The organism is Planococcus sp. RAB007_Raresut (assembly GCF_057369535.1).
This window is the reverse complement of sequence record NZ_JBXYIF010000001.1, coordinates 552,193-577,683: the sequence shown is the minus strand read 5'-3', so window position 1 is coordinate 577,683 and position 25,491 is coordinate 552,193. Positions and strand designations below refer to the sequence as shown.

Sequence of the window (25,491 nt, the reverse complement as noted above, 5' to 3'; positions counted from 1 at the left end):
AAGCCAACTCCGTTTCTGTCTCTGCATCGCTGCACTGGCTTTGAGACATTAAAAGATATGCAACGGAATGATTGATGCAGTATATGTTTTTCGGCAACCAAAAAGGGGGTCCCGTATCGGGACCCCTTTTTAATGTCTTCTTAGACTTCCATTATCACTGGAAGAATCATCGGACGGCGTTTTGTTTTTTCGTATAGATATGGTCCAAGAACATCTGAAATGTCATTTTTCAGTTCCGGCCAGTCTGTATCTTTGCCATGGATTTTCTTTTTCAAATGGCGGTTCAGCATTTGCTGTGCCTCGTAGATCATCGTTCCGGATTCGCGCATATAGACGAAACCGCGGGAGATGATATCAGGGCCGGACACCATTTTATTGTTCTTCATATCAACGCTGACTACAACGATGACCAATCCTTCTTCAGAAAGGACACGGCGGTCGCGCAATACGATATTGCCGATGTCACCGATTCCGCTGCCGTCGATGTAAACATCTCCGGATGGGATGCGGCCGGCAACCGAAGCTTCATCTGTGCCCAACGCCAATACATCACCATTTTCCATGATGAATGTGTTTTCAGGTGGAACGTCGCAATCGATGGCAAGCTGCGCATGCTGTTTCTGCATACGGTATTCGCCGTGGATCGGCATGAAATATTTCGGTTTGATCAAACGAAGCATCAGCTTGTTCTCTTCCTGTGAACCGTGGCCTGATGTATGGATATTATTCAGGGAACCATGGATGACATCGGCTCCTGCACGGAATAACAAGTTGATAGTGCGGTTGACGCTGCTCGTATTCCCCGGAATCGGAGAAGAAGAGAAGACGACCGTATCATTCGGCTGAATTTGAATTTGGCGATGCGTACCGTTGGCGATGCGTGACAATGCGGCCATCGGTTCACCCTGTGAGCCTGTGCAAAGAATCAAAGCTTCATTGGCCGGCAGGCGATTCAAAGTTTGTGTATCGACAAAAGCATCTTCAGGAGCATTAATATAGCCGAGTTCACGGCCGATCGTCATGGCATTTTCCATGCTTCGACCGAAAACAGCGATTTTACGGCCCTGCGCAACTGCTTCATCCGTTACTTGCTGAAGACGATAGATATTGGAAGCGAACGTCGCGAAAATAAGACGTCCGTCCACTTTCCGCATAATATCTTTGATCGTATCGCCGACTTTGCGTTCGGACATGGTGAAGTTCGGGATTTCAGCATTTGTGCTGTCTGACAGCAGGCAAAGAACGCCTTCACTGCCGATTTGAGCCATTTTTAAAAGGTTCGCCGGTTCGCCGACAGGTGTGAAATCGAATTTGAAATCTCCTGTATGGACGATGTTGCCCGGTGGTGTTTTCACAACAATACCAAATGCATCCGGAATACTGTGCGTTACACTGAAAAAGCTTACAGATGTTTTGCGGAATTTGATAATGTCATCTTCACCGACTTCGATCAGTTTTGTTTGGCGAAGAAGGCCATGCTCCTCCAATTTTTTGCGCAGCAGCCCAAGTGCAAGCTTGCCTGCGTATACTGGAATATTGATTTTCTTTAACAGATAGGCAACGCCGCCAATATGGTCTTCGTGGCCATGCGTGATGAAAAGGCCTTTGATCTTGTCGGCATTTTTTACTAAATAAGTGTAATCCGGAATAACGTAATCGATTCCGAGCAAATCGTCTTCCGGAAATTTGATGCCGGCATCAATCAGGATGATTTCATCCTGGAATTGGACACCGTACGTATTTTTACCGATTTCGCCCAGTCCGCCGAGCGCGAAAACAGCTGTCTGATCATTTTTTACGAATTTCATGATCAGTCGATACTCTCAACTTCATAGTTTTGGCTGCCTTGTTCGTATTCTAGATGGCTGCCTTCGAGCAATTGAACAAGCTCGATATTATAATTGCGGTCTTTCAGGTGCGTTCTCACTTCACGCTCGGATGAAGCTTCAACATAGAGGCTCTTAGTATTTTCGCGAACTGGCACCTCATTGCGGTTCTCTTGGTAATAAACTTTAAAAATCATAGTTTGCTCTCCTTTTTCCACGTTCAAAATAAATTCACTTTCTTTATATTATCATGTCATTGTTTTAAAATAAAGAATAGCCCTTCTTATTTTAACAAGAAGGGCTATAATGGCTATGCTATTTTCTTTTTGTTCATGATACCGTTAAGCCTTCTGAGAAGTTTTCTTTTCAAACGTTTCAGCATGGCTGCTCACTCCTTACGTAAATAATACTGTATATTCTGACAAATGTAAAGAATTGAAATAACCGGCGAACACCGCCAGGCAATGGATTGGAGACTGATATTATGGGGAAATTATTATTGTTGGATATTGATGGGACTTTATTGAATTCTAAAAAGGAACTGCCTGACTCTGCATTCGAAGCACTTCAAAGCGCTCGGGCAAATGGCCACGATCTGGCAATCGCCACAGGAAGAGCACCGTTTATGATAACTGATCTATTGGAAAAGCTGGATATCCATACGTTCATCACTTTCAACGGACAATATATCGTCCACAATGATGAAGTGGTACATACGGAAGCACTGGACCCCGCTATGCTCGAAAAGGTGGTTCATTTTGCAGAAGAAAGAGATCATCCCCTTGTTTTCATGAATGGAAAAAAGATGATTTCGTCTATTGATTATCATCCCGATATCGATGAAAGCTTAAAAAGCTTAAAATTTCCGCATCCAGTAACGGAACAGAACTTCCACCTTGATAATGATATTTATCAATCACTGGTATTTTGTACAAAAGAAGAAGAAGCGCAGTATCATGAAAATTTTAAGGATTTCCAATTTGTACGATGGCACCGCGTCTCATGTGACATTCTGCCGAAGGGGGGATCTAAAGCCAGCGGCATCGAAAAGCTGATTGTGAAGACCGGCCATTCATTAGAAGATACCATCGCTTTCGGGGATGGATTGAATGATCTTCAAATGATGAAGATGGCGGGCTACAGTGTCGCGATGGATAATGGACATCCGGAAACTAAAAAAGTTGCGTCCTATATTACAGAACATGTGGATGATGATGGATTGGCAAAAGCATTCGCCCATCTTGGATTAATTTAATTCACGGCAAACAAAAAGGCTGGCGGGAAAAATCTCCGCCAGCCTTTTTATTCTTCTATATCCCGTGAAATGGGCATCGCATTTTCAATTTCTGCGAATGGATTGTCCGGATTGATATGGTCAAAGAACATGACGCCGTTCAAATGATCCAGTTCATGCTGGAATGCAATGGCAGGAAGTCCTTTCAGGCGCAATTTGTATTCTTTGCCTTCGAGATCGAAAGCTTTGATGGTTATTCTCGCATAGCGGGGAACATATCCCGGAACTGAGCGATCGACGGACAAACAGCCTTCTCCGGAAGCAAGATATGCTTTTTCAACGGAATGGCTGACAATTTTTGGATTGATCGCGATGATGCTCAGATCTTCACCAGAATCCTCATCAAAATGGATGGCAAAAATCCTTTTCGCCACATTAACTTGCGGCGCGGCAATTCCGACGCCGGGACGCAGGTCATATTTTTCAATCATTTCTTCGTTTTGGCTATTAACGACGTATTCCATCAATTCTTCCGCCAGCTTTTTATCTTCTGCAGAAAGCGGAAATTCAACTTCTTTCGCCCGTTCACGAAGAGTTGGATGGCCCTCTCGTATGATGTCTTTCATTAAAATCACTCTACTCAATCCTTTCAATCATCTTTCATATGCCTAACAGTATAACGCAACGCCAGTATTCCGCGAAAGAAAAATTGCTCATATTGGCAGTTGTATTTTTTTGAGCATCATAATATAGTTAAATCATGTTATAAGGAGGGTTTCGATTGAAAAGATACATATTGGCAACAGGAATTTCAAGTGCATTGCTTTTAAGCGCATGTTCAGGTCCTTCGACAGAAGAACAATTGGATTCAGTGCTTAAAGATACATTTGAAGCAGAGAGCGATTATCGCGATACTCAAAGTGAAATGGAGGAACTTGAAACTGCAGAGCAGGAAAAATTCGAGTCCATCATGGCTTTGACCCAGGAACAACAAGAAGATGTCAGAACAAATGCTGAAGAGGCGCTTGCATCAGTGGACCAACGCCTTGAGTTGTTGGAAACTGAAAAAGATTCCATGGATTCAGCAGAAGAAGCCTTCCAGGAAATTGATACTGTGATTGAAGAGACAGAAGACGAAGAGTTGAAAACAGATTTGACCGCTTTGAAAACGAAAATGCATGATCGTTTCGATGCTCACGAACAATTTGCCGCTACTTATGAAGAGCTTGCGGCTGAGCAAAAAGAACTTTATGAAATGCTGTTGAATGAAGAAACTGAATTGCAGGTCCTTCAGGAAAAAACCGTAGCAGTAAATGACAAGAACAAAGAAGTCCAAGACGCTGTTACAGCATTCAATGAGCAAACTGAACAGTTTAATGAAATGAAAAATAATCTGATTGAAAAAATGAATGCGGACAATGAGTAAAGCGGCCTGAGGGTCGCTTTTTTTCTGTGCTATAAAAGATGCTATGGAATCTTCTGTTATATAGTACAGGAGGCAAGGAGTGTATGATACAGATTTTCAGGTTACGAATATTCTGCGTATTTTAGATGCTTGCTGTATAAAGGTTCGTCAAGATTGACCGTCTAAATCAAGTAACGTATACTGAATAGGAATATGTGCTTGTATTACTAAAAAATGTTAAGTATTTTAATACAGATTAAAAGGAGAGTTGCTTTTATGGCTGCGAAAAAATCACAGCAGTTCGATCCAGTGAAAACACTGAGTGAAATCGAAGAAAAGTTTGAAATGTTCCAGATTTTAAATGAAGAAGGCGAAATCGTTAATGAAGAAGCGAATCCGAATCTTTCAGATGAAGATTTACAGGAATTGATGAGAAGAATGGTTTACACACGTATTCTTGATCAACGTTCCATTTCATTGAACCGTCAGGGACGACTAGGATTTTACGCGCCGACGGCGGGTCAGGAAGCGTCACAGATCGCTTCTCATTTTGCGTTGAAAAAAGATGATTTCATTTTGCCGGGATACCGTGATGTTCCACAATTGATCTGGCACGGCTGGCCGCTTGAACAGGCATTCCTATTCTCTCGCGGACATTTCATGGGTAACCAGATGCCGGAAGGTTTGAATGTTTTGCCGCCGCAAATCATCATCGGCGCTCAATATATTCAAGCAACTGGAGTTGCTCTTGGTATTCAAAAACGCAAAAAAGAAGCGGTTGCAATTACTTACACTGGAGAAGGCGGTTCTTCACAAGGGGATTTTTATGAAGGAATCAACTTCGCCGGATCTTTCCGCGCGCCTGCTATTTTTATTGTTCAAAATAACCAGTATGCAATCTCTACTCCGCGTGAAGTTCAGACTGCTGCTAAAACAGTAGCACAAAAAGCTGTAGCAGCTGGTATTCCTGGGATTTTCGTCGATGGAATGGATCCGCTTGCTGTTTATGCAGTGACTCGCGATGCCCGTGAGCGCGCTATAAAAGGGGATGGACCGACATTGATCGAAACATTCTGCTACCGTTATGGCCCGCATACGATGGCAGGGGATGACCCGACACGCTACCGTACTTCGGATATTGACAGCGAATGGGAAAAGAAAGATCCGCTGGTTCGTTTCCGCAAATATCTTGAAGGCAAAGGCTTGTGGAGCGAAGAGAAAGAAAACGAAGTAATGGAGCAGGCAAAAGAAGAAATCAAAGCAGCGATCAAGAAAGCTGATGCAGCTCCGAAACAGAAAGTGACTGACTTGCTCGGTATTATGTATGAAGAAATGCCGTTTAATGTTAAAGAGCAGATGGATATTTATAAAGCAAAGGAGTCGAAGTAAGCCATGGCACAATTAACGATGATCCAAGCGATTACGGAAGCTCTGAAAATAGAGCTGAAAAATGATGAAAATGTTCTTGTTTTTGGTGAAGATGTCGGCAATAACGGCGGTGTATTCCGTGCGACTGAAGGTCTTCAGAAAGAATTTGGAGAAGACCGTGTCTTTGACACACCTTTAGCAGAATCAGGAATTGGTGGATTAGCAATAGGTTTGGCTTTGCAAGGCTACCGTCCTGTTCCGGAAATCCAATTTTTCGGATTCGTTTTTGAAGTAATGGATTCAATCAGCGGCCAAATGGCGCGTATGCGTTACCGCAGCGGCGGAAGCCAGCACGCACCAATCACTATCCGTTCACCATTCGGCGGCGGCGTCCATACGCCTGAGATGCACGCTGATTCACTAGAAGGCCTGATGGCAGCGTCGCCAGGCTTGAAAGTGGTAATCCCATCAAATCCATACGATGCGAAAGGTTTGCTGTTATCTGCAATCCGCGATAACGATCCGGTTATTTTCCTTGAACACATGAAATTATATCGTTCATTCCGCATGGAAGTGCCGGAAGAAGAATATACGATTCCTCTAGGAAAAGCTGAAGTGAAGCGTGAAGGGAAAGACTTGACCATCATCGCGTATGGCGCAATGGTCCAGGAAAGTATGAAAGCTGCAGAAGAACTTGAAAAAGAAGAGTACTCTGTTGAAGTCATCGATTTGCGTACGGTGCAGCCGCTTGATATTGAAACAATCATTGCGTCTGTTGAGAAAACTGGCCGCGCAATGGTGGTTCAGGAAGCTCAAAAACAAGCTGGAATTGCTGCAAACGTTGTTGCAGAAATTACAGATCGTGCGATATTAAGCCTGGATGCGCCAGTTTTGCGTGTAACAGCTCCAGATACTGTATTTGCGTTCTCACAAGCAGAGGAAGTTTGGCTTCCTAATGCGAAGGATATAGTAGAAACAGCGAAAAAAGTGCTTACTTTTTAAATAGATAGAGAAGAAAGGGTGAAACTGATGGCTTATGAATTTCGTTTGCCGGATATCGGAGAAGGTATCCACGAAGGTGAAATCGTAAAATGGTTCGTCAAAGCCGGCGATAAGATCGAAGAAGATGATGTACTGGTAGAAGTCCAAAACGATAAAGCAGTTGTTGAAATTCCATCACCGGTTTCCGGTACAGTTGAAGAAGTATTGGTGGAAGAAGGCACTGTGGCAGTAGTGGGTGACGTACTTGTCCGCATTGATTCTCCGGATGAAGATGGTGGAGAAGCAGAAACTGAAACAGAAAAAGAAGAAACAGCTCCTGAAGTGGAAGAAGAAACTGAAGAGCAAGTTCAGGCAGGCACAGCTGAATCCGGACAGGATGTCGAGAAGGAGCCTGCAAAAGAGCAGAAACCTGAAGGCGATACTGGCGCCGGCAAACAGCCGCAGGCAGATGAAGCGACAGAAACAGATCCAAATGCACGGATCATCGCAATGCCGTCTGTCCGCAAGTTTGCGCGCGATAAAGACGTCGATATTAAAAAAGTCAAAGGTTCTGGAACTAATGGCCGGATCATGAAAGAAGACGTGGAAGCATTCTTAAGCGGCGATCAAAGAGCTGATGAACCTGCAAAAGAAGCAACAGCTGATAAAGCGGCTGCATCATCTGAAGAATCTGCGCCAAAAGCTGAAACAGCTGCACCTGCAGCGCTTGAAGGCGAATTCCCTGAAACCCGAGAAAAAATGTCCGGAATGCGCAAAGCGATTGCGAAAGCGATGGTTCATTCCAAGCATACAGCACCGCATGTTGCATTGATGGATGAAGTGGATGTAACAGAACTTGTTGCACACCGCAAAAAATTCAAGGACATCGCTGCAGAGAAAGAAATTAAATTGACTTATCTTCCATACGTAGTAAAAGCGCTGGTCAGCACATTGCGTGAATTCCCGGCACTTAATACGTCGTTTGATGATGAAACGAGCGAAGTGATCCAGAAGCATTATTATAATATCGGAATTGCGGCAGACACTGAAAAAGGCTTGCTGGTTCCGGTTATCAAAAATGCGGACCGCAAATCAGTATTCGCAATTTCTGATGAAATCAACACCCTTGCGACTAAAGCGCGTGAAGGTAAATTGACTTCTGCAGAAATGAAAGGCGCGTCATGCTCAATCACTAATATCGGCTCAGCTGGAGGCCAGTGGTTCACACCGGTCATCAACCATCCGGAAGTGGCGATTCTTGGAATCGGCCGCATCGCGGAAAAGCCTGTAGTTAAAAATGGTGAAATTGTAGCAGCTCCTGTGTTAGCATTATCATTGAGCTTCGATCACCGAATGATCGACGGAGCGACAGCGCAACACGCGTTGAATCACATCAAACGTTTGTTAAGTGAACCAGAATTACTATTAATGGAGGCGTAAAATTATGGTAGTAGGAGATTTCCCAATCGAAACAGATACGCTCGTCATCGGCTCAGGCCCTGGCGGATACGTAGCAGCAATCCGTGCGGCGCAAACTGGCCAAAAAGTTACAATCGTTGAAAAAGAATATATCGGCGGCGTTTGCTTGAACGTCGGATGTATCCCTTCTAAAGCGATGATCTCTGTAGGTCACCGTTTTGAAGAAGCACAGCATTCCGAAGATATGGGTGTTGTAGCTAAAGAAGTTTCATTGAACTTTGAAAAAGCCCAAGCTTTCAAAGATGGTGTAGTAAAAAAATTGACTGGCGGGGTCGAGTCTTTATTGAAAGGCAATAAAGTTGAGATTGTCCGTGGTGAAGCTTATTTCGTTGATGAAAACACAGTAAAAGTGATGGATGATAAATCTTCGCAAACTTATAAATTCAAGAATGCGATCATCGCTACAGGTTCACGCCCAGTGGAAATTCCATCTTTTAAATTTACTAAACGCGTCATCAATTCAACCGGCGCTTTGGCGCTTCAGGAACTTCCAGGGAAACTTGTTGTTATCGGCGGCGGTTATATCGGCACTGAACTTGGAACCGCTTTTGCGAACATGGGGTCTGAAGTGACGATTCTTGAAGGCGCACCTGATATTCTTGCCGGATTTGAGAAACAGATGACAGCTATCGTCAAAAAAGGATTGAAGAAAAAAGGTGTAGAAGTCATTACGAAGGCTTCCGCTAAAGGTGTAGAAGAAACGGACTCAGGAGTCAGCGTTACTTATGAAGCAGGCGGAGAAGAAAAAACCGTTGATGCCGATTACGTATTGGTGACTGTTGGACGCCGTCCGAATACAGATGAAATGGGTCTTGAAGAATTGAACATCAAGATGAGTGAACGAGGACTGGTTGAAGTTGATAAACAGTGCCGCACAAGCATCCCTAACATCTATGCAATCGGTGACGTAGTAGCTGGACTTCAATTGGCGCATAAAGCGTCTTACGAAGGTAAAGTAGCTGCTGAAGCAATTGCAGGCGAGAAGTCTGAAGTTGATTATATGGCTATCCCGGCTGTCTGCTTTACAGATCCGGAACTTGCGAGCGTCGGTCTATCTGAAGAACAGGCAAAAGAAGAAGGTTTCGAAGCTTCGGCTGCGAAATTCCCATTCGCTGCAAACGGCCGTGCTTTGTCTCTTAATGCTACTGACGGTTTCGTGAAATTAGTTTCACGTAAATCTGACGGTTTATTGCTTGGAGCACAAATCGTGGGCGTCGGTGCTTCTGATATGATCGCTGAGCTTGGATTGGCTATCGAAGCAGGAATGACTGTGGAAGATATTGCGATGACAATTCATGCACACCCTACATTGGCTGAAATTTCTATGGAAGCAGCGGAAGTTGCTCTTGGAACGCCGATTCATATTATCAAATAAAATTCTGTTATAAACTAATACTTCTCAAGCCGGAGTTTCCACTTCCGATTGAGGAGTATTTTTTTATGATTTGTTTTGATAAGACTTGTAGAAATGTGGTAATATTATGTGCGAAAGGGCTAAGGTGATACTACAGATGATACAGGCAAAATGGATACTCATGGCAGCAGGATTGGCTCTTTTGACCGCTTGCTCAAGTGGCGAAGATAACTCGGCTGCAACTGATACAAAGAATGAAACTGAAGAAACGACTTCTGAAATGAAAGAGGATTCTGTTGAAGATTCCACTGAGGAAGAAACAACTGAAGAAGAAACGGCTGAAGAAACCGCAGAAGCGGAAGCGGCACAGGCTGAACCACTCTATCGTGTAAATCCGGCCAATTCATCAGTTGAGCCGATTGCAGGAGCAAATCCGCAAGCGGTATTGATTACAATTGATGATGCACCGGACAAACAAGGTGTAGCGATGGCCGAAACTTTGAAGAAACTGGATGTTCCGGCAATCTTTTTTGTGAATGGACATTTTCTTGATACAGATGAAGAAAAAGAAAATTTGAAAAAAATACATGATATGGGATTTGCCATAGGCAATCATACATATTCACATGCGAATTTAAAATCGGTTTCCGAAGAACAGCAGCGTGAGGAAATTATTGAGTTGAGCGATCTGGTTGAGGAAATCATCGGGGAACGTCCGGAATTCTTCCGTGCGCCACATGGCGTCAACACTGATTTCAGCAGAGCTGTAGTGGAAGAAGAAGGAATGGTTCTGATGAACTGGACATTCGGCTATGACTGGGAGCAACAGTATATGGATGCTGCAGCGTTGGCTGATATTATGGTGAACACAGAATTTATGCGGGATGGCGCAAACCTTCTGATGCATGACCGTGCCTGGACTGCTGAAGCATTGCCGGCAATCGTGCAGGGTCTGGAAGAAAAAGGCTACGAATTTATCGACCCGGCTACAATTGAAGGCATTGAATAATAGAAAAACGGAAGCGCATAATTTTGCGCTTCCGTTTTTTATCTGATTGCCAGCTGCTCTTTGATGACGCGCAGCATTTTTAATGTATCATCTTCGGGTCCTTGAACAGGTAACCCCGCTTCCACGTTCATGTGGATATATTCAATATTTTCCTGGGTGATGATTTCACCTGGAATGAAGATAGGAATGCCGGGTGGATACACCATGATGAACTCGGCAGAAATACGTCCGACTGCATCATCGATCTTCACAACTTCTGTAGTTGCATAGAAAGCGTCGCGCGGAGTCATCGCCAATCTTGGAATATCCGGCAGCAAGACTGTCGGCTCTATAACTGCAGCTTCATGATCGAAGGCTTCGCTCATCCGCTGCAGCGCGTTAACCAGCAAGTTCAATTCTTTACGGGTATCTCCGATGGTTACAAGGCAAAGGATGTTGTAAAGGTCGGAAAGCTCAATTTCAATATTGGCGTTTTCCCGCAGCCATTCTTCCGCCTGATGACCGGTGATGCCGAGATTTTTTACACTGATCAATAGTTTGGTCGGATCCATGTCATAGGTGGCAGAAGTCTTCAGCAATTCTTTGCCGACACAATTCAAATGCGCGATTTTATTGATGCGCTTGCGTGCGTCATTTGCAAGACGGATAGCCTGGTCAATAAGGTCGGCTCCGTGGATTGCCAATTGTCTTCTGGCTGTATCCAAAGATGCCAGAATAGGATAGGAAGTCGATGTTGTTGTCAGCATCGACAGTGTCGATTGCACCCGTTTTGCAGAGACGAGCCCTTCACGGACATTCAACACGGAACTTTGTGTCATTGAACCGCCCAGTTTATGGACGGAAGTAGCCGCCATATCAGCGCCTGCCGCCATCGCCGAAACCGGAAGGCCTTTATGGAAATGGATATGGACGCCATGTGCCTCGTCTACCAATACAGGTATTTGCCGGTCGTGCGCAATATCAACAATCCGTTTCAAATCAGCTGCTACACCGAAATAAGTAGGATTTATGACTAAAACCGCTTTTGCATCCGGATATTCATTCAACGCTTTTTCAACGGCTTCCGCAGATATCCCATGGGAAATACCTAATTCAGGATCCACTTCAGGATGGATAAAAATCGGAACGGCACCTGCGAAAACAATAGCGGACATAATCGATTTATGGACGTTGCGGGGAACTAGAATTTTATCGTTCGGTCCCACGACACTCAGAATCATTGTCATAATAGCGCCGCTCGTACCCTGGACTGAGAAGAAAGTATGGTCAGCGCCAAAAGCCTGAGCAGCCAGCTCTTGTGCTTTTTTGATAGCCCCTTTAGGTGAATGCAGGTCATCAAGCGGTGCAATATTGATCAGATCTATGGAAAGAATATTATCGCCGACAAACTCACGAAACGCTGGGTCGACGCCCTGGCCCTTTTTATGGCCGGGAATATGGAATTGTATTGGATGTCGATTGCGGTGCTTCAGTAAAGCATCGAATAAAGGAGTTTCTAATTGTGACAATGGATTACCACCTCGCTTATAAAAATGAAAACAAGATGAATTATAGCATGTAGGTGCAAGCTATTCTATAAAAATAAAAGGATTTTACTTATCTGTATCGAATACAGGATAAGCAGAAAGAAAGGAGTGGCAAGATGCAACTTAAAACACGCATAACTGAATTATTGGGCATTCAAATACCCATCATACAAGGTGGCCTCGCATACTTGGCCTATGCAGAGCTTGCTGCTGCTGTATCCAATGCAGGAGGGCTCGGACAAATTACAGCGATGAGCCTGTCTTCTCCCGGTGAATTGAGGGAAGAAATCCGTAAAGTAAGATCAATGACTGATAAACCTTTTGGCGTCAATTTTGCCATTGGGGACCATGGCAGACAATTCTCACACATGCTGGAAGTGGCGATTGAAGAAAACGTGCCGGTCGTCTCCATGACAGGAGGAAACCCGACACCGATTTTTGAACAGCTGGAGGGGACTTCCATCCGGAAATTGGTTCTGGTGGCTGCCCGTAAACAAGCAATCAAGGCTGAAAAGCTTGGAGCGGATGCTGTAATGGTGGTTGGCCATGAAGGCGGTGGTCATTTGGGCCGCGATGACATCGGCACAATGGTTTTGATTCCTCAGGTGGTTGATGCAGTATCAATCCCCGTCATCGCTTCAGGCGGCATTGGAGACGGGCGCGGTTTGATGGCAGCTCTGGCATTAGGAGCTGAAGGAGTGGAGATGGGGACAAGGTTCATCGCGACGAAAGAATGTGTCCACGCCTCTGAAGCTTATAAGAATGCGTTGATCAACAGTACAGAAAACGATACAGTCATCATTAAACGCAGCATTGGCGCCCCTGCTCGAACCCTTAAAAATAGCTGGACCGATAAAATTCTTGAAATCGAACACGAAACGCCTACTTATGATTCGTTGAAAGAGTATATCAGCGGTGAAGCAAATAAGCGCTTTATTTATGAAGGGGAAAACGATCGTGGATTCGGCTGGGCGGGACAAGTGACAGGGATGATTCAGGACGTGCCCACTGTAAAGGAATTATTTGATAGAATGATGGAAGATGCGGCAGGAATCTCTAAGAAATGGGGAAGCTTTGAGTAGAGGAGGAGTAAATGATGGACTATTCATATCCTTTTTCAATGGATTGGAATACAGAGGAGATAGTGGATGTGGTAACTTTTTTTGAAGGCATCGAAATGGCCTATGAAAAAGGGATCAGCCGGGACGATATGATGGCAAGATACCGCAAATTTAAACAGGTGGTTCCTTCAATTTCAGAAGAAAAAACTTATTTCAGGGAATTCGAAGAGGAAAGCGGCTATGCCAGTTTTCCGGTTATAAAAGAACTGAAATCATCTGCAACTGGCCCCAAGATTAAAATGGGGAAATAAACAAACACCGCAGCGGAATTTTTCCGCTGCGGTGTTTGTGGCTTATGCCAGTTATTATTTATCCAGCATCTTATTGTAGATTGGCAGCAATTCATCAAAAGTCTTTTCAACAAGTTCATCGAATTGCTCTTTGCTTAAATTATCGGCTTCTTCACGCTGGAGATGGCGGCCGATGACAAACTCACCTTTTTTGACATCCCGAAGACGCTCCAATAATTTATTCAGACCTTCTTCGCCCAGCTCGTTGACAGAAGAAGCTTCCGGTTTCATATGGTCACCGGATGCAACCATATCTCCGGGCAGATTAAGCATAAGCTCTGAATCTAAAAGTCGCTCAGCCATCGCCGCTTTTCCGTTGGCTTCATAAATAACAGCCAGAATGATGAATACATGGCTTTCCCAAAGTCCAATCTGGAAATGCGGAACAGCTTTATAGCCCCGTTTATTGGGAGCGAAGGCTACCCAGCTGTCATTGGGCGGATTAACAGTGCGGCGCATATGCTTTGCTACATGCGGGTGGAATTCTTCGCCGGTTTTACCAGAGAAGTAAGCTGAATACTGCTCACCAAGCTCCTCGAATTTCGGCCGCACTTTTTCAACAAGGGCCGCCATTCTGGCTTCAAGGCCTGGAGTTTCGAATACTTTGAAATGTTTCTCGTTCCAATAAGACATAAACTGATTTTCCCCCTTAAAAGATACACATAAGAATCATTTTACAGGACTTCGATAAAAAATTATAGAAAGACGTTTTTGATTCGTTGCAATCGGGTAAAAGATTGTTAACTACCTTAATTTTTCGGAATTATTGGAATCAAAAAGGGGAAGGGGTGCTAAAGATGAAACAGATGATCCAAATAATCCGTAAAGCAGACGTCGAAAAAGAATATATCCACGTATTGAAGCTTGAATTAGATTACGAACTTGCTTCCCTCTTTGATGCTATGCAGCAAGCCAATAAGCAGGAAATAGATAAAAGCAAAAAACGGCTTCAGGAAATACACGTGGAACTGGAGGCACTTCATGCGCTTTAATAACTTACATTTATAAAGGCACCTGCTGGAGTATGACAGCGGGTGCCTTTTGACGTTATACTAATGGAAACAGAGGAGGCTTTTTTATGGATTTGCACGCTATGGACAGATACATCAAATCAATGATTAAAGAAGCAGGACATAAAATACGGAATTCTTTCCTGTCGGATATATCCATCGAATCAAAATCCGATGCGAATGATCTTGTTACGAATATCGATAAAGAAATAGAGCAGTTTTTTATATCCAATATTAATCGCGATTTCCCTGAACATCGGATTTTTGGTGAAGAAGGCTTCGGCGATGACATCAGTGATCATCACGGTGTTATCTGGCTGCTTGATCCGATTGATGGAACGATGAATTTTGTTCATCAAAAAAGGAATTTCGCAATCTCCCTCGGCATCTACGAAGATGGTGTCGGCAAATTGGGCTACATATATGATGTCGTAAACGACGATCTTTATCATGGCGTCAAGGACGGGGGCGCTTATTATAATGATGAACGCTTGAGGGACTTGAACAACACCAGGATTGAAGAATCAATCCTTGCGATGAATGCGACCTGGGCAGTTCCGAATCGCCATTTCGACCATAATGGCACATTGAAGTTGATTCAGGATGTACGCGGCATTCGGTCCTATGGTTCCGCCGCTCTTGAATTAGCCTATCTTGCCAGCGGCCGGATAGACGCCTATATTTCAATGAGGCTTTCACCATGGGATATTGCGGGTGGAATGGTTATTGCCAGAGAAGTTGGAGCGATCACCACTAATTTTAAAGGTGAACCAGGAAATCTTTTGAAACAGGATACCTTTCTTGCAGCGAACCCCTCCATACATTTACGAATACTGGAAAACTATATTCAAGCAAAATAAAAAGGATGCGCAAGACGCATCCTTTTTTATTTTGTACAGAAACTGTTTTGTTGAAGTAAAATCACTGAAATGGTATTTTCTTATCAAATAAGATAATTAAATATCTATTACAGTATACCTGCTTCTATCATTGAACGTTTTTTCTTGAAGCCCATAACCATGATGACACCCAATACAATTATTGCCAAGAAAATCATCGGAAAGCTGCGGAATGCTACTGCGAGACCGATTCCCACCATAGACAAAATAGCCGCTAATGAGTAAAGAACAAAGATCCATTTAATATTTTTCATTTATTTTCCTCCTGCTAATGGATGCTGAAATAAAATCTTAGGGTTTTCTCCCTATATGTGCTATACTAGCACAGTTATAGACATGAAAAAAGAATATTGGAGTGAAATTATGACTAACTTACGAAATGATTTAAGAAACATTGCGATTATTGCCCACGTTGACCATGGTAAAACGACGCTTGTGGATCAGCTGCTGCAGCAATCTGGTATCTTCCGTTCAAACGAACATGTGGAAGAACGTGCAATGGACTCTAACGATATTGAAAGAGAACGCGGAATTACAATTCTTGCGAAAAATACTGCGATCCAATATAAAGACGCTAAAATCAACATTTTGGATACACCTGGACACGCCGATTTCGGTGGAGAAGTGGAACGTATCATGAAAATGGTTGATGGAGTCCTTTTAGTTGTTGATGCTTATGAAGGCTGTATGCCACAAACTCGCTTTGTATTGAAAAAAGCTTTGGAGCAGAACTTGAAGCCAATCGTTGTTGTAAACAAAATTGACCGTGATTTCGCACGCCCTGAAGAAGTGGTTGACGAAGTCATCGAATTGTTCATCGAACTTGAAGCAAATGACGAACAACTGGAATTCCCGGTAGTTTTCGCATCAGGTATGAACGGTACTGCAAGTCTTTCATCAGATCCTGCAGATCAGGAAGAAAACATGCAGGTTATTTATGATGCAATCATGGAACATGTACCAGCGCCAATCGATAACAGAGATGAGCCACTACAATTCCAGGTTGCTTTGCTTGATTACAATGATTATGTTGGACGTATCGGTATCGGACGCGTATTCCGCGGAACGATCGAAGTCGGACAATCGGTAGCATTGATGAAGCTTGACGGTTCAGTTAAGAATTTCCGCGTTACAAAAATCCATGGTTTCATGGGTCTGAAACGTGTTGAAATCCAAAAAGCTGAAGCTGGCGATTTGATTGCCATTTCTGGTATGGAAGATATCAACGTCGGTGAAACTGTTTGTCCACAGGACCATCAGGAAGCTCTACCGATTCTGCGTATCGATGAACCGACTCTTCAAATGACTTTCCTTGTAAATAACAGTCCATTTGCAGGTAAAGAAGGTAAATTCATTACATCAAGAAAAATTCAGGAGCGTCTGGATGCTCAATTGGAAACGGATGTTTCCTTGCGCGTAGATCCGACAGATTCACCGGATGCCTGGGTTGTTTCTGGACGCGGAGAATTGCATTTGTCGATCCTTATCGAGAATATGCGCCGTGAAGGATTTGAACTTCAAGTTTCAAAACCGGAAGTAATTGTTCGTATGGTTGATGGAGTCCGCTGTGAACCAGTTGAACGTGTACAAGTTGATGTGCCGGAAGAATACACAGGCGCAATCATTGAATCACTTGGTGAACGTAAAGGCGAAATGCTGGATATGATCAACAATGGTAATGGACAAGTTCGTCTGGTATTTAACGTGCCTGCTCGCGGATTAATCGGTTATACAACAGAATTCCTTACTCAGACTCGCGGATACGGAATCATCAACCACACATTCGACAGCTATCAGCCAGTGGCTTCAGGCCGCGTAGGCGGACGCCGTCAAGGTGTATTGGTATCTATGGAGCGCGGTAAAGTTTCAACTTACGGCTTAATGGGAATCGAAGACCGCGGTACTGCATTTGTTGAAGTTGGTGCTGAGATTTATGAAGGCATGATCGTCGGCGAACATAACCGCGACAGCGATTTGACTGTAAACATCGTTAAGATCAAAGCTGCAACAAACATCCGTTCAGCGAATAAAGATCAGACAACGACAATGAAAAAAGCGCGTCTGATGAGCCTTGAAGAAGCACTTGAGTACTTGAACGATGATGAGTACTGTGAAATTACACCGCAAACAATTCGTTTACGCAAGAAGATTCTTGATAAAAACGAACGTGAGCGTATGGCTAAGAAGAAAAAAGTTGCTATCGAAGAATAAAGAATGGAAGGATGTATAATCCGTGGACGATCAATCTTTTGTCTATGAAAGTATGTATCCGGTAGCCCGAGTACTTTATCTGAATTTGCCGATTGAAGCAGCAGGATATGCATTATTTGCGGTAATCCTGCTCCTCTCGGCTTTTGTCTATAAACTGGGTTTTGCAAAGAAACTGCCGCTCGGAAAAAACATCGTGATCGGCATCTTCCTTGCTGCTGGTGGATTAGGGCTTACATTCCTGGCCTTCTTCCTGCCTGTGGTTGAAGGACTGGTAATTGCCGCGCTTATTCTGATTCTCTATAAAATCCGCTTATGGCGCGAAAAACGCGAAAACGCTGCATCTCATTGAGATGCAGCGTTTTTTCTTTCGAATATTTTATAAAGGATTGGAAGCAGCAGAGAATAGGCGAGATGCCCGAATATCCAATAAGTGATTGCTTCCCAATCGGTAAGGCCCGGGACCTGGTCGGTAATCGCCAAAGAAGATAATACAAAGTACAGAAAATATGTCGGCGAGCAAAGGATCAGGCTAAGAACGGTCAATTGACCAAAAGTATAGGGACGGCGTTTGGCGAAATAGACATAGACGATCCCGATGACTACGGAAACCACGGTATGAAATATAAACTCGGTCATTTCAGACCATTCTATGCCGCCGATGATAGGGATAAAATCCACATTCAACAATAGCAGATATACATTTACGCCGGTTACAGCCTGTATCCATTTAAATAACAGACCCAGAATCAGTCCGCTCCAAAATCCGATCCAGACCCCTTTGAGGAACTTCATCAAAAGTCTTCCTCAATTTTGCGCGAGCTGCGGTAGAAATGGAATTTCCCTGTTGCGAGCCGCTCCTTAGTACGCTGCTCAATTCTATCATGGCAGTTATGGCACATATGGGTATGGATGGGGCGGTTTCTGAGGCGCTTAGCCTCAAGTGTATCATCCACCAACTCTTCGATGGTGTCACAAATTACACATTTAACGCGCATATTGCTTCACTCCTATTCTACCCGGATGGCTGATATATTGGTGATTGGATTGCCTAGATTGCTTCCGTCAGGCAACAGTACATGGACGGGTCCGTCCTCGCGGAGAGGCTTTCCTTCATGACTGAATTTCAATACCAATTCTTTTGAAGCTTGGAGCGGGAAGCTGAATTCACCTTCAGCAGTTTCAAAAACAACAGTTTCTGCTGTGTCGAAAGGTTCCGCATTTTCAATGAAGGGTTTGAAGAGGATGCCGAATGTGCCTGTAAGCATATCCTGTTTCTCTTGCTTTTTATATTTTTTCTCTGAATTTAAAGTTGGCGGTACTGTTGCGCCTTCCATAATTTCACGTGACCAATGTTCACCCATGCCACGTTTGTATTCTTCCATTTCATCACGTTCGATGCGTTCTTCAGTAAAATACTTCTCAAGGTCCAATTTTCGGTCGTCAAAAATCCATACTGTAGGATCCAGAGTCAGTTTAAATTTAACATCGCCTTTGAATTGAATAATATATTCCATTAGTAATACCCTCCATCTAGATAATCTCTCTTCTATCAGTATACCTGTCTTTGTCAAGTTCCTAAAGTGATTGCTTCTGAAGAAGAGGAGGCTTGCAATTTGGCTGTTTAAAAGATACACTTTAAACAGGTTGAATAGAAGAAATTTCAGTAAATGGGGGAGTCCTCATGGAACATACAGAAGAACAAACTTATCAGCATAAAGCGTTGGATCTCCTCAAAGCCGATGCGCTGAAAATAGAGCAATTGATAAAAGTCCAAATGGACAATCTGACTTTGCCGTCCTGCCCATTATATGAAGAAGTCCTTGATACGCAAATGTTCGGTCTATCGCGTGAAATTGATTTTGCAGTGAAGCTTGGCCTGATTGAAAAAGAAGACGGTAAAAACTTAATGGATACGCTGGAAAAGAAATTATCCATCCTTCATGAAGCGTATACGAATAAATAAAGCAAACTCAAACGATTTTTGTTTGAGTTTTTTTACTAACAAAAAATTTAAATGAGGTTTGAATATATGAAACAGTACATAAAGCGGTACGCCGCTAATTTTGATTACCCTCTGCTTTTTACCTATCTCGCATTAACCCTCTTTGGCCTGGTCATGATTTACAGTGCAAGCATGGCTTGGTCCGTCTACAGGTATGGCTGGGAACCAAACCACTTCTTTAACCAGCAAGTAGTCAATTTAGCGCTTGCTTTGCCGGCATTCGTACTCGGTGCCATTTTTCCATATAAGCATTTCAGCAAGAAGTGGATGATGATGTCGATTCTCTTTGTCGTTTTCAGCGGCCTTATCCTAGTGCACTTTATCGGTTATGCCGGAGGCGGGGCGCAGAGCTGGATTTACATCGGTTTTGCCAGCATCCAGCCTTCTGAAATTGCAAAAGTGGGATTAATTTTTTATCTGTCTGGAGTTTTCTCGAATAAATACAAAAAAGGTACAATCAATCAACTGAACGAATCAATCATACCGCCTGTTATCGTTCTGGCTTTCGCGTTGTTCCTGGTGTTCAGAGAGCCTGACATCGGGTCAATGGGAATCATCGCATTAGTAGGGCTCAGCGTCATGGCGGCCAGTGGAATCCGGTTCAGCATGTTTTTGAAACTGGCTGGAATTGTGGCGGCGGCTGCCGCTATATTCATTGTGCCTTTTCTCATATTTGCGCAGGACATGATTTTGACGGAAAAACGGCTGGGCCGTCTTGAAGCATTTTTAAATCCTTTTGTTGATGAGCTTGGTTTTGGTATGCAAATAGTCAACGGTTATCTTGCTATCGGTTCAGGTGGGATCAGTGGCTTGGGGTTGGGGCAGTCCATTCAGAAACTGGGCTACCTTCCGGAACCGCATACGGATTTCATCATGTCCATAGTAGCGGAAGAACTTGGAGTTCTTGGTGTTGTCTTTGTGATTGGGGGCCTTGGGTTTATTGTATTGAAAGGCCTGTCGATTGCCATGACTACGAAAGATCCTTTGGCACGTATGCTTTCAGCGGGTATCGCAAGCATGATCGGCATACAGACTTTCGTTAATCTGGGGGGATTGTCAGGGCTTATTCCGCTGACAGGGGTTACCTTGCCATTTATAAGTTATGGCGGAACTTCCGTAATTTTGTTATCGTTAGCTATGGGAGTATTAATGAATGTCTCCATGTTCCACAAATATGAAAAAACAAAAAAATAAAGGGTGTGCTGCATTGTGAAAAAGATCAATAAGATTTTGGTGGCAAACCGCGGAGAAATCGCTATTAGGGTTTTTCGCGCCTGTACAGAACTGAAAATTCCAACAGTTGCAATTTATTCACAAGAAGACAGCGGTTCATATCATCGTTATAAAGCAGACGAATCGTATTTGGTAGGAAAAGGAAAGAAGCCGATCGACGCATATCTTGATATTGAAGACATCATCCGTATCGCAAAAGACACGAATACTGACGCCATCCATCCAGGATACGGCTTCTTATCCGAGAACGTTCATTTTGCCCGCAGATGTGAAGAGGAAGGAATCTTGTTCATCGGGCCTACTTCAGCGCATTTGGATATGTTCGGCGATAAAGTGAAAGCGCGTTCACAAGCGATCGCTGCCGGAATTCCTGTAATCCCTGGAACTGATGGACCGGTGGAATCTCTGCAGGAAGTGGAAGAATTCGCTAAGACAGCTGGTTTTCCTTTGATGATTAAAGCATCTCTTGGAGGCGGCGGCCGCGGTATGCGGATTGTCCGTAAAGAGGAAGAGCTGGCATCAGCGTATGAAAGAGCGAAATCAGAAGCAAAAGCGGCTTTCGGATCAGATGAAATGTATGTAGAAAAATTTGTTGAAAAACCGAAACATATTGAAGTCCAAATTCTTGGCGATCAATATGGCAATATCGTCCATCTTTACGAACGTGACTGTTCGATTCAGCGCCGCCACCAAAAAGTGGTGGAGATAGCGCCATCCAATTCCATCAGCAACGACCTGCGCAATGAAATCTGTGAAGCGGCAGTAAAGCTGATGAAAAATATCGATTACATAAATGCAGGGACTGTTGAATTCCTTGTATCAAATGATGAATTTTACTTCATAGAAGTAAATCCGCGTATCCAGGTGGAGCACACGATTACGGAAATGATTACCGGAATTGACATCGTCCATTCCCAAATCCATATCGCCAGAGGGCATGAGCTTCACGGTGACGTGATTTCCATACCGTCGCAGGATGAAATTCCGTTATTCGGTTTTGCGATTCAATCGCGTGTAACCACTGAAGACCCGGTCAATGACTTTATGCCGGATGCCGGCAAACTGATGGTTTATCGTTCAGGTGGGGGCTTTGGTGTTCGTTTGGATACCGGAAACGCCTACCAGGGCGCTGTTATTTCTCCATATTATGATTCTTTGCTTGTTAAATTGTCGACATGGGCGCTTACGTTCAAAGAAGCGGCAGGCAAAATGGACCGCAATTTACAGGAATTCCGTATACGCGGAATTAAAACAAATATTCCTTTCTTAGAAAATGTAGTTAAACACCCAAGCTTCATTAAAGGTGATTTTGATACCAGCTTCATCGATTCAACGCCGGAACTGTTCCTGTTCCCCGTGCGGCAAGACCGCGGGACCAAGCTGCTGAGCTATATCGGCAATGTTACAGTCAATGGGTTCCCGGGGATTGAAAAGAAAAAGAAACCGATTCATGCAGCGCCTAGAAAGCCGGAAATTGATCTGAGCACGAAGTTGCCGCCAGGCACTAAGCAAATTTTTGATGAAAGAGGAGCGGAAGGACTGGCTAAGTGGATCCATGAACAGGAAGATGTTCTCCTGACAGATACGACTTTCCGTGATGCCCATCAATCTCTGTTGGCGACGAGACTCCGTTCACATGATATGTTTGCGGTCGCAAAAGAAACGGCGCACTTGCAAAAAGATCTGTTTTCGATGGAGATGTGGGGAGGAGCGACATTTGATGTTTCTTACCGATTCCTGAAGGAAGATCCATGGCAGCGGTTGATCAAATTGCGGGAGCAGATGCCGAATGTCTTGTTCCAGATGCTTTTCCGCGGAGCGAATGCGGTAGGCTATAAAAACTACCCGGATAATGTCATCCGTGATTTTGTCCGTAAATCAGGAGAAGCAGGAATCGATGTATTCCGCATCTTTGACAGTCTTAACTGGATCAAAGGCATGGAAGTGGCAATCGACGAAGTAAGGCAAAGCGGGAAAATTGCAGAAGCGGCAATTTGCTACACCGGCGATATCCTGGATCCGAGCCGTGATAAATATACAGTTCAATATTATAAAGATATGGCGAAAGAGCTCGAAGCTTCCGGCGCCCACATTTTAGCCATTAAAGATATGGCAGGCCTTCTTAAGCCTGAAGCTGCCTACCGTTTAGTTTCCGAGTTGAAGGATACAGTGTCATTGCCGATCCACCTTCACACACATGATACGAGCGGCAACGGCATTTATATGTATTCGAAAGCCATCCAGGCGGGCGTCGATATTGTCGATACTGCACTCGGATCAATGGCGGGGCTGACTTCTCAGCCAAGCTCGAATTCATTGTATTACGCGATGAACGGCAGCGGACGCGAAGTCCGTATGGATATTCAGGCAGCAGAAAAACTTTCGCATTACTGGGAAGATGTCCGTAAATATTACAGCGATTTTGAAAGTGGCATGAACAGTCCGCATTCGGAAATTTACGTTCATGAAATGCCCGGCGGCCAATACAGCAATCTGCAGCAGCAGGCAAAAGCTGTCGGTCTGGGAATGCGCTGGGAAAACGTGAAGGAAATGTATTCCCGTGTAAATATGCTTTTCGGTGACGTCGTAAAAGTTACGCCTTCATCAAAAGTGGTTGGGGATATGGCGCTGTTTATGGTGCAGAATGATCTGGATGAGGAAACGGTCATCACTCGCGGTGAAACAATTGATTTCCCTGAATCGGTCATCGAATTCTTCGAAGGCTATATCGGTCAGCCTCACGGCGGATTCCCCGAAGAATTGCAGAAAGTGGTTTTGAAGGAGCGCAAGCCGATTACGGTCCGTCCTGGTGAATTGCTGGAACCAGCTGATTTTGAAGAAATCGGCAAAATGCTGTTTGAGAAGCTGGATCGTCCGGTTACGAGCCATGAAGTGCTGGCATACGCACTTTATCCGAAAGTTTTTGAAGAATATTCATTAACGAATAAAACATTCGGTGATGTTTCGGTACTCGATACATTGACATTCCTGTACGGAATGAGGCTCGGGGAAGAAATAGAAGTGGAAATTCAAAAAGGGAAAACGCTGATCGTTAAATTGGTATCTATTGGCGAACCGCAAAAAGATGGTACACGTTCCATTTATTTTGAATTGAATGGACAGCCGCGCGAAGTGAGTATCACAGATATGACAGTGGAAACTGACAGTGCTGCTAAACCTAAAGCGGATCCTACACAAGAAAGTCATATTGCAGCTACGATGCCTGGCACTGTATTGAAAGTAGTTGCAGAGAAAGGCGCCAAGGTAAAACGCGGCGACCATCTGCTTGTAACAGAAGCCATGAAAATGGAAACAACGGTGCAAGCACCTTTCGACGGAACGATTACGGAAATCCATGTGAATGCCGCAGATGGCATTTCAACTGGCGACTTATTAATTGAAATGGAAAGAAATTAAAAAAACAGCGGGCGCAAATGCGTCCGCTGTTTTTTATGATTTTGAATAACTTCTTGAAACAAGTAGTACCATATAACACAAAAGCCCGAATAATAAACTGATGAAAAGGGAATGCAATAAAGCAACAGCAAGATTTAACTTTGTCAGTACGACCAGCATGCCTGTCGTCGCTTGCATCATTACAATTGTGAAGGCGATGATCCAGCCCCAGTAAATTGCCCGTTGGTCTTTGTAGTTCTTGATGGCGTGCCACATGATGATACCGATCCAGATGACTATTAAACCAGCTGCAGCACGGTGTCCCATTTGAACCCATTCATACATATTAGAAGGGAGAGCGAACGAGTCGTTTTGGCATAGCGGCCAATCTGAACAAATGAGACTGGAGTTCGTATGCCGTACAAGCGCACCGGTATAAATAACAATATAAGAATATAAAGTTACGCCAATCGTGTGGAATTTCAGTGTCCTGCCAATCTTCAATTTCTCTGTATCAAATTTTCGATCCACTTCAAAAACAAGGAGGGTCAGCAATAATACAGATGCAAAAGAGATGAGGGAGATACCGAAATGGAGAGCGAGTATAAAATCACCTTGGCCCCATAGAACTTGTGCTGCACCGATCAATGCCTGTAAAATCAAGAAGAATACAGAAGTAACAGCTAAAAATTTGGTTTCACGAACATGGCCGAACTTTCTCCACGCCCAGACAGCCAGAATTACGATAAGAATGCTGACAGCTCCCGTAACCAATCTATGGGAAAACTCTATGAGCACTTCGGCAGTTATTACATCAGGAATCAATTGGCCATTACAGCCAGGCCAGTGCCGTCCGCAGCCCATTCCGCTATCGGTTTTAGTGACGAGTGCACCGCCGAGCAGAATGAAAAGCATACCGATTGTAGCTGCCACTGCGAACCATTTTATATATTTGTTTTGCTGCAAGAATGCCACCTACTTTTTCTATATGAAAATACATTTTTCCGTCCATATCCTGCATACTCGATAATAGCGAAAGTCAGCTTAAAACACAACGGAAAATCAGCAATACCGGAAACTTTCGATATTTGGACATATTACAGCGAGCCTTCACAAACTGTTCAAAAACTATTATTTTTCATTATTA

Annotated in this window: 26 protein-coding genes; 16 read left to right on the top strand and 10 right to left on the bottom strand. The window is 43.8% G+C overall.

The window, feature by feature from the left end; translation table 11 throughout:
* Positions 1-140 precede the first annotated feature (140 nt).
* Positions 141-1,808, bottom strand: coding sequence for a ribonuclease J1 (gene rnjA, locus AC2Q9J_RS02855; RefSeq protein WP_499037004.1), 1,668 nt, complete (start codon positions 1,806-1,808; stop codon positions 141-143).
* 2 nt (positions 1,809-1,810) lie between these two features.
* Positions 1,811-2,023, bottom strand: coding sequence for a DNA-dependent RNA polymerase subunit epsilon (locus AC2Q9J_RS02850; protein WP_499037002.1), 213 nt, complete (start codon positions 2,021-2,023; stop codon positions 1,811-1,813).
* A gap of 287 nt (positions 2,024-2,310) precedes the next feature.
* Between AC2Q9J_RS02850 and AC2Q9J_RS02845 the strand changes: the two genes are divergently transcribed.
* Positions 2,311-3,081: a Cof-type HAD-IIB family hydrolase gene (locus tag AC2Q9J_RS02845; RefSeq protein ID WP_499037000.1), complete on the top strand. Its 771-nt coding sequence runs from the start codon at positions 2,311-2,313 to the stop codon at positions 3,079-3,081.
* A gap of 47 nt (positions 3,082-3,128) precedes the next feature.
* Here the strand turns inward: AC2Q9J_RS02845 and def are convergent, their stop codons facing one another.
* Positions 3,129-3,695 (bottom strand): peptide deformylase, encoded by a 567-nt coding sequence (gene def / locus AC2Q9J_RS02840; RefSeq protein WP_499036998.1) that lies wholly within the window; start codon positions 3,693-3,695, stop codon positions 3,129-3,131.
* Positions 3,696-3,841: 146 nt separating this feature from the next.
* On the opposite strand from def, the gene AC2Q9J_RS02835 reads away from it, so the two are divergent.
* The 6 genes from AC2Q9J_RS02835 to AC2Q9J_RS02810 all read left to right on the top strand — a co-directional run bounded on the left by AC2Q9J_RS02835 (position 3,842) and on the right by AC2Q9J_RS02810 (position 10,656).
* A complete protein-coding gene (locus AC2Q9J_RS02835) occupies positions 3,842-4,486 on the top strand; it encodes a YkyA family protein (RefSeq protein ID WP_499036996.1) in 645 nt (214 codons plus the stop codon).
* A 255-nt stretch (positions 4,487-4,741) separates the two neighbouring features.
* Positions 4,742-5,854, top strand: coding sequence for a pyruvate dehydrogenase (acetyl-transferring) E1 component subunit alpha (gene pdhA, locus AC2Q9J_RS02830; protein WP_117312506.1), 1,113 nt, complete (start codon positions 4,742-4,744; stop codon positions 5,852-5,854).
* A gap of 3 nt (positions 5,855-5,857) precedes the next feature.
* Positions 5,858-6,835 (top strand): alpha-ketoacid dehydrogenase subunit beta, encoded by a 978-nt coding sequence (locus tag AC2Q9J_RS02825; protein ID WP_499036994.1) that lies wholly within the window; start codon positions 5,858-5,860, stop codon positions 6,833-6,835.
* Between the two features lie 27 nt (positions 6,836-6,862).
* Complete coding sequence (locus AC2Q9J_RS02820; protein ID WP_499036993.1) at positions 6,863-8,254, top strand: dihydrolipoamide acetyltransferase family protein; 1,392 nt, start codon at positions 6,863-6,865, stop codon at positions 8,252-8,254.
* Positions 8,255-8,258: 4 nt separating this feature from the next.
* Positions 8,259-9,668, top strand: coding sequence for a dihydrolipoyl dehydrogenase (lpdA, locus tag AC2Q9J_RS02815; RefSeq protein WP_499036991.1), 1,410 nt, complete (start codon positions 8,259-8,261; stop codon positions 9,666-9,668).
* A gap of 136 nt (positions 9,669-9,804) precedes the next feature.
* Positions 9,805-10,656, top strand: coding sequence for a polysaccharide deacetylase family protein (locus tag AC2Q9J_RS02810; protein WP_499036989.1), 852 nt, complete (start codon positions 9,805-9,807; stop codon positions 10,654-10,656).
* Between the two features lie 38 nt (positions 10,657-10,694).
* Here the strand turns inward: AC2Q9J_RS02810 and AC2Q9J_RS02805 are convergent, their stop codons facing one another.
* On the bottom strand, positions 10,695-12,164 hold the full coding sequence (locus AC2Q9J_RS02805; RefSeq protein ID WP_499036988.1) for an aminotransferase class I/II-fold pyridoxal phosphate-dependent enzyme: 1,470 nt from the start codon (positions 12,162-12,164) through the stop codon (positions 10,695-10,697).
* Between the two features lie 134 nt (positions 12,165-12,298).
* On the opposite strand from AC2Q9J_RS02805, the gene AC2Q9J_RS02800 reads away from it, so the two are divergent.
* Together AC2Q9J_RS02800 and AC2Q9J_RS02795 are read left to right on the top strand one after the other, a co-directional pair.
* Positions 12,299-13,264, top strand: coding sequence for an NAD(P)H-dependent flavin oxidoreductase (locus AC2Q9J_RS02800; protein WP_499036986.1), 966 nt, complete (start codon positions 12,299-12,301; stop codon positions 13,262-13,264).
* A 14-nt stretch (positions 13,265-13,278) separates the two neighbouring features.
* A complete protein-coding gene (locus AC2Q9J_RS02795) occupies positions 13,279-13,554 on the top strand; it encodes a UPF0223 family protein (RefSeq protein ID WP_499036984.1) in 276 nt (91 codons plus the stop codon).
* Positions 13,555-13,608: 54 nt separating this feature from the next.
* On the opposite strand, the gene AC2Q9J_RS02790 is transcribed toward AC2Q9J_RS02795, so the two are convergent.
* On the bottom strand, positions 13,609-14,226 hold the full coding sequence (locus AC2Q9J_RS02790) for a YktB family protein (protein WP_499036982.1): 618 nt from the start codon (positions 14,224-14,226) through the stop codon (positions 13,609-13,611).
* Positions 14,227-14,390: 164 nt separating this feature from the next.
* On the opposite strand from AC2Q9J_RS02790, the gene AC2Q9J_RS02785 reads away from it, so the two are divergent.
* Together AC2Q9J_RS02785 and AC2Q9J_RS02780 are read left to right on the top strand one after the other, a co-directional pair.
* Positions 14,391-14,585, top strand: a complete 195-nt coding sequence (locus tag AC2Q9J_RS02785; RefSeq protein WP_499036980.1) for a YkzI domain-containing protein — start codon at positions 14,391-14,393, stop codon at positions 14,583-14,585.
* A gap of 86 nt (positions 14,586-14,671) precedes the next feature.
* Complete coding sequence (locus AC2Q9J_RS02780) at positions 14,672-15,463, top strand: inositol monophosphatase family protein (RefSeq protein ID WP_499036979.1); 792 nt, start codon at positions 14,672-14,674, stop codon at positions 15,461-15,463.
* A gap of 107 nt (positions 15,464-15,570) precedes the next feature.
* On the opposite strand, the gene AC2Q9J_RS02775 is transcribed toward AC2Q9J_RS02780, so the two are convergent.
* Positions 15,571-15,756, bottom strand: a complete 186-nt coding sequence (locus tag AC2Q9J_RS02775; protein WP_499036977.1) for a YlaF family protein — start codon at positions 15,754-15,756, stop codon at positions 15,571-15,573.
* Positions 15,757-15,865: 109 nt separating this feature from the next.
* Between AC2Q9J_RS02775 and typA the strand changes: the two genes are divergently transcribed.
* Together typA and AC2Q9J_RS02765 are read left to right on the top strand one after the other, a co-directional pair.
* Positions 15,866-17,713 (top strand): translational GTPase TypA, encoded by a 1,848-nt coding sequence (typA, locus tag AC2Q9J_RS02770; RefSeq protein WP_499036975.1) that lies wholly within the window; start codon positions 15,866-15,868, stop codon positions 17,711-17,713.
* 22 nt (positions 17,714-17,735) lie between these two features.
* Positions 17,736-18,062, top strand: a complete 327-nt coding sequence (locus AC2Q9J_RS02765; RefSeq protein ID WP_499036973.1) for a YlaH-like family protein — start codon at positions 17,736-17,738, stop codon at positions 18,060-18,062.
* On the opposite strand, the gene AC2Q9J_RS02760 is transcribed toward AC2Q9J_RS02765, so the two are convergent.
* From AC2Q9J_RS02760 to AC2Q9J_RS02750, 3 genes are read right to left on the bottom strand one after another with little or no spacing between them, the layout of a single operon-like run.
* Positions 18,056-18,505, bottom strand: a complete 450-nt coding sequence (locus AC2Q9J_RS02760) for a hypothetical protein (protein ID WP_499036971.1) — start codon at positions 18,503-18,505, stop codon at positions 18,056-18,058. The two genes, AC2Q9J_RS02765 and AC2Q9J_RS02760, sit on opposite strands and share 7 nt — an antisense overlap.
* A complete protein-coding gene (locus AC2Q9J_RS02755) occupies positions 18,505-18,708 on the bottom strand; it encodes a YlaI family protein (RefSeq protein WP_499036969.1) in 204 nt (67 codons plus the stop codon). Before AC2Q9J_RS02755 ends, AC2Q9J_RS02760 begins: the two co-directional genes overlap by 1 nt.
* 12 nt (positions 18,709-18,720) lie before the next feature.
* Positions 18,721-19,227, bottom strand: coding sequence for a peptidyl-prolyl cis-trans isomerase (locus AC2Q9J_RS02750; RefSeq protein ID WP_499036967.1), 507 nt, complete (start codon positions 19,225-19,227; stop codon positions 18,721-18,723).
* Between the two features lie 167 nt (positions 19,228-19,394).
* On the opposite strand from AC2Q9J_RS02750, the gene AC2Q9J_RS02745 reads away from it, so the two are divergent.
* The 3 genes from AC2Q9J_RS02745 (at position 19,395) to pyc (ending at position 24,365) form a co-directional block, all read left to right on the top strand.
* Entirely contained in the window at positions 19,395-19,676 is a 282-nt protein-coding gene (locus tag AC2Q9J_RS02745; RefSeq protein WP_084244919.1) for an Fpa/YlaN family protein, read from the top strand.
* A 66-nt stretch (positions 19,677-19,742) separates the two neighbouring features.
* Positions 19,743-20,909, top strand: coding sequence for an FtsW/RodA/SpoVE family cell cycle protein (locus AC2Q9J_RS02740; protein WP_499036965.1), 1,167 nt, complete (start codon positions 19,743-19,745; stop codon positions 20,907-20,909).
* A gap of 15 nt (positions 20,910-20,924) precedes the next feature.
* Positions 20,925-24,365 carry a pyruvate carboxylase gene (gene pyc / locus AC2Q9J_RS02735; RefSeq protein WP_499036964.1) on the top strand — a complete coding sequence of 1,147 codons (3,441 nt, stop codon included), beginning with the start codon at positions 20,925-20,927 and terminating at the stop codon, positions 24,363-24,365.
* A gap of 33 nt (positions 24,366-24,398) precedes the next feature.
* Here pyc and AC2Q9J_RS02730 read toward each other — a convergent pair whose 3' ends face one another.
* Positions 24,399-25,310 (bottom strand): COX15/CtaA family protein, encoded by a 912-nt coding sequence (locus AC2Q9J_RS02730; RefSeq protein ID WP_499036962.1) that lies wholly within the window; start codon positions 25,308-25,310, stop codon positions 24,399-24,401.
* Positions 25,311-25,491 lie beyond the last annotated feature (181 nt).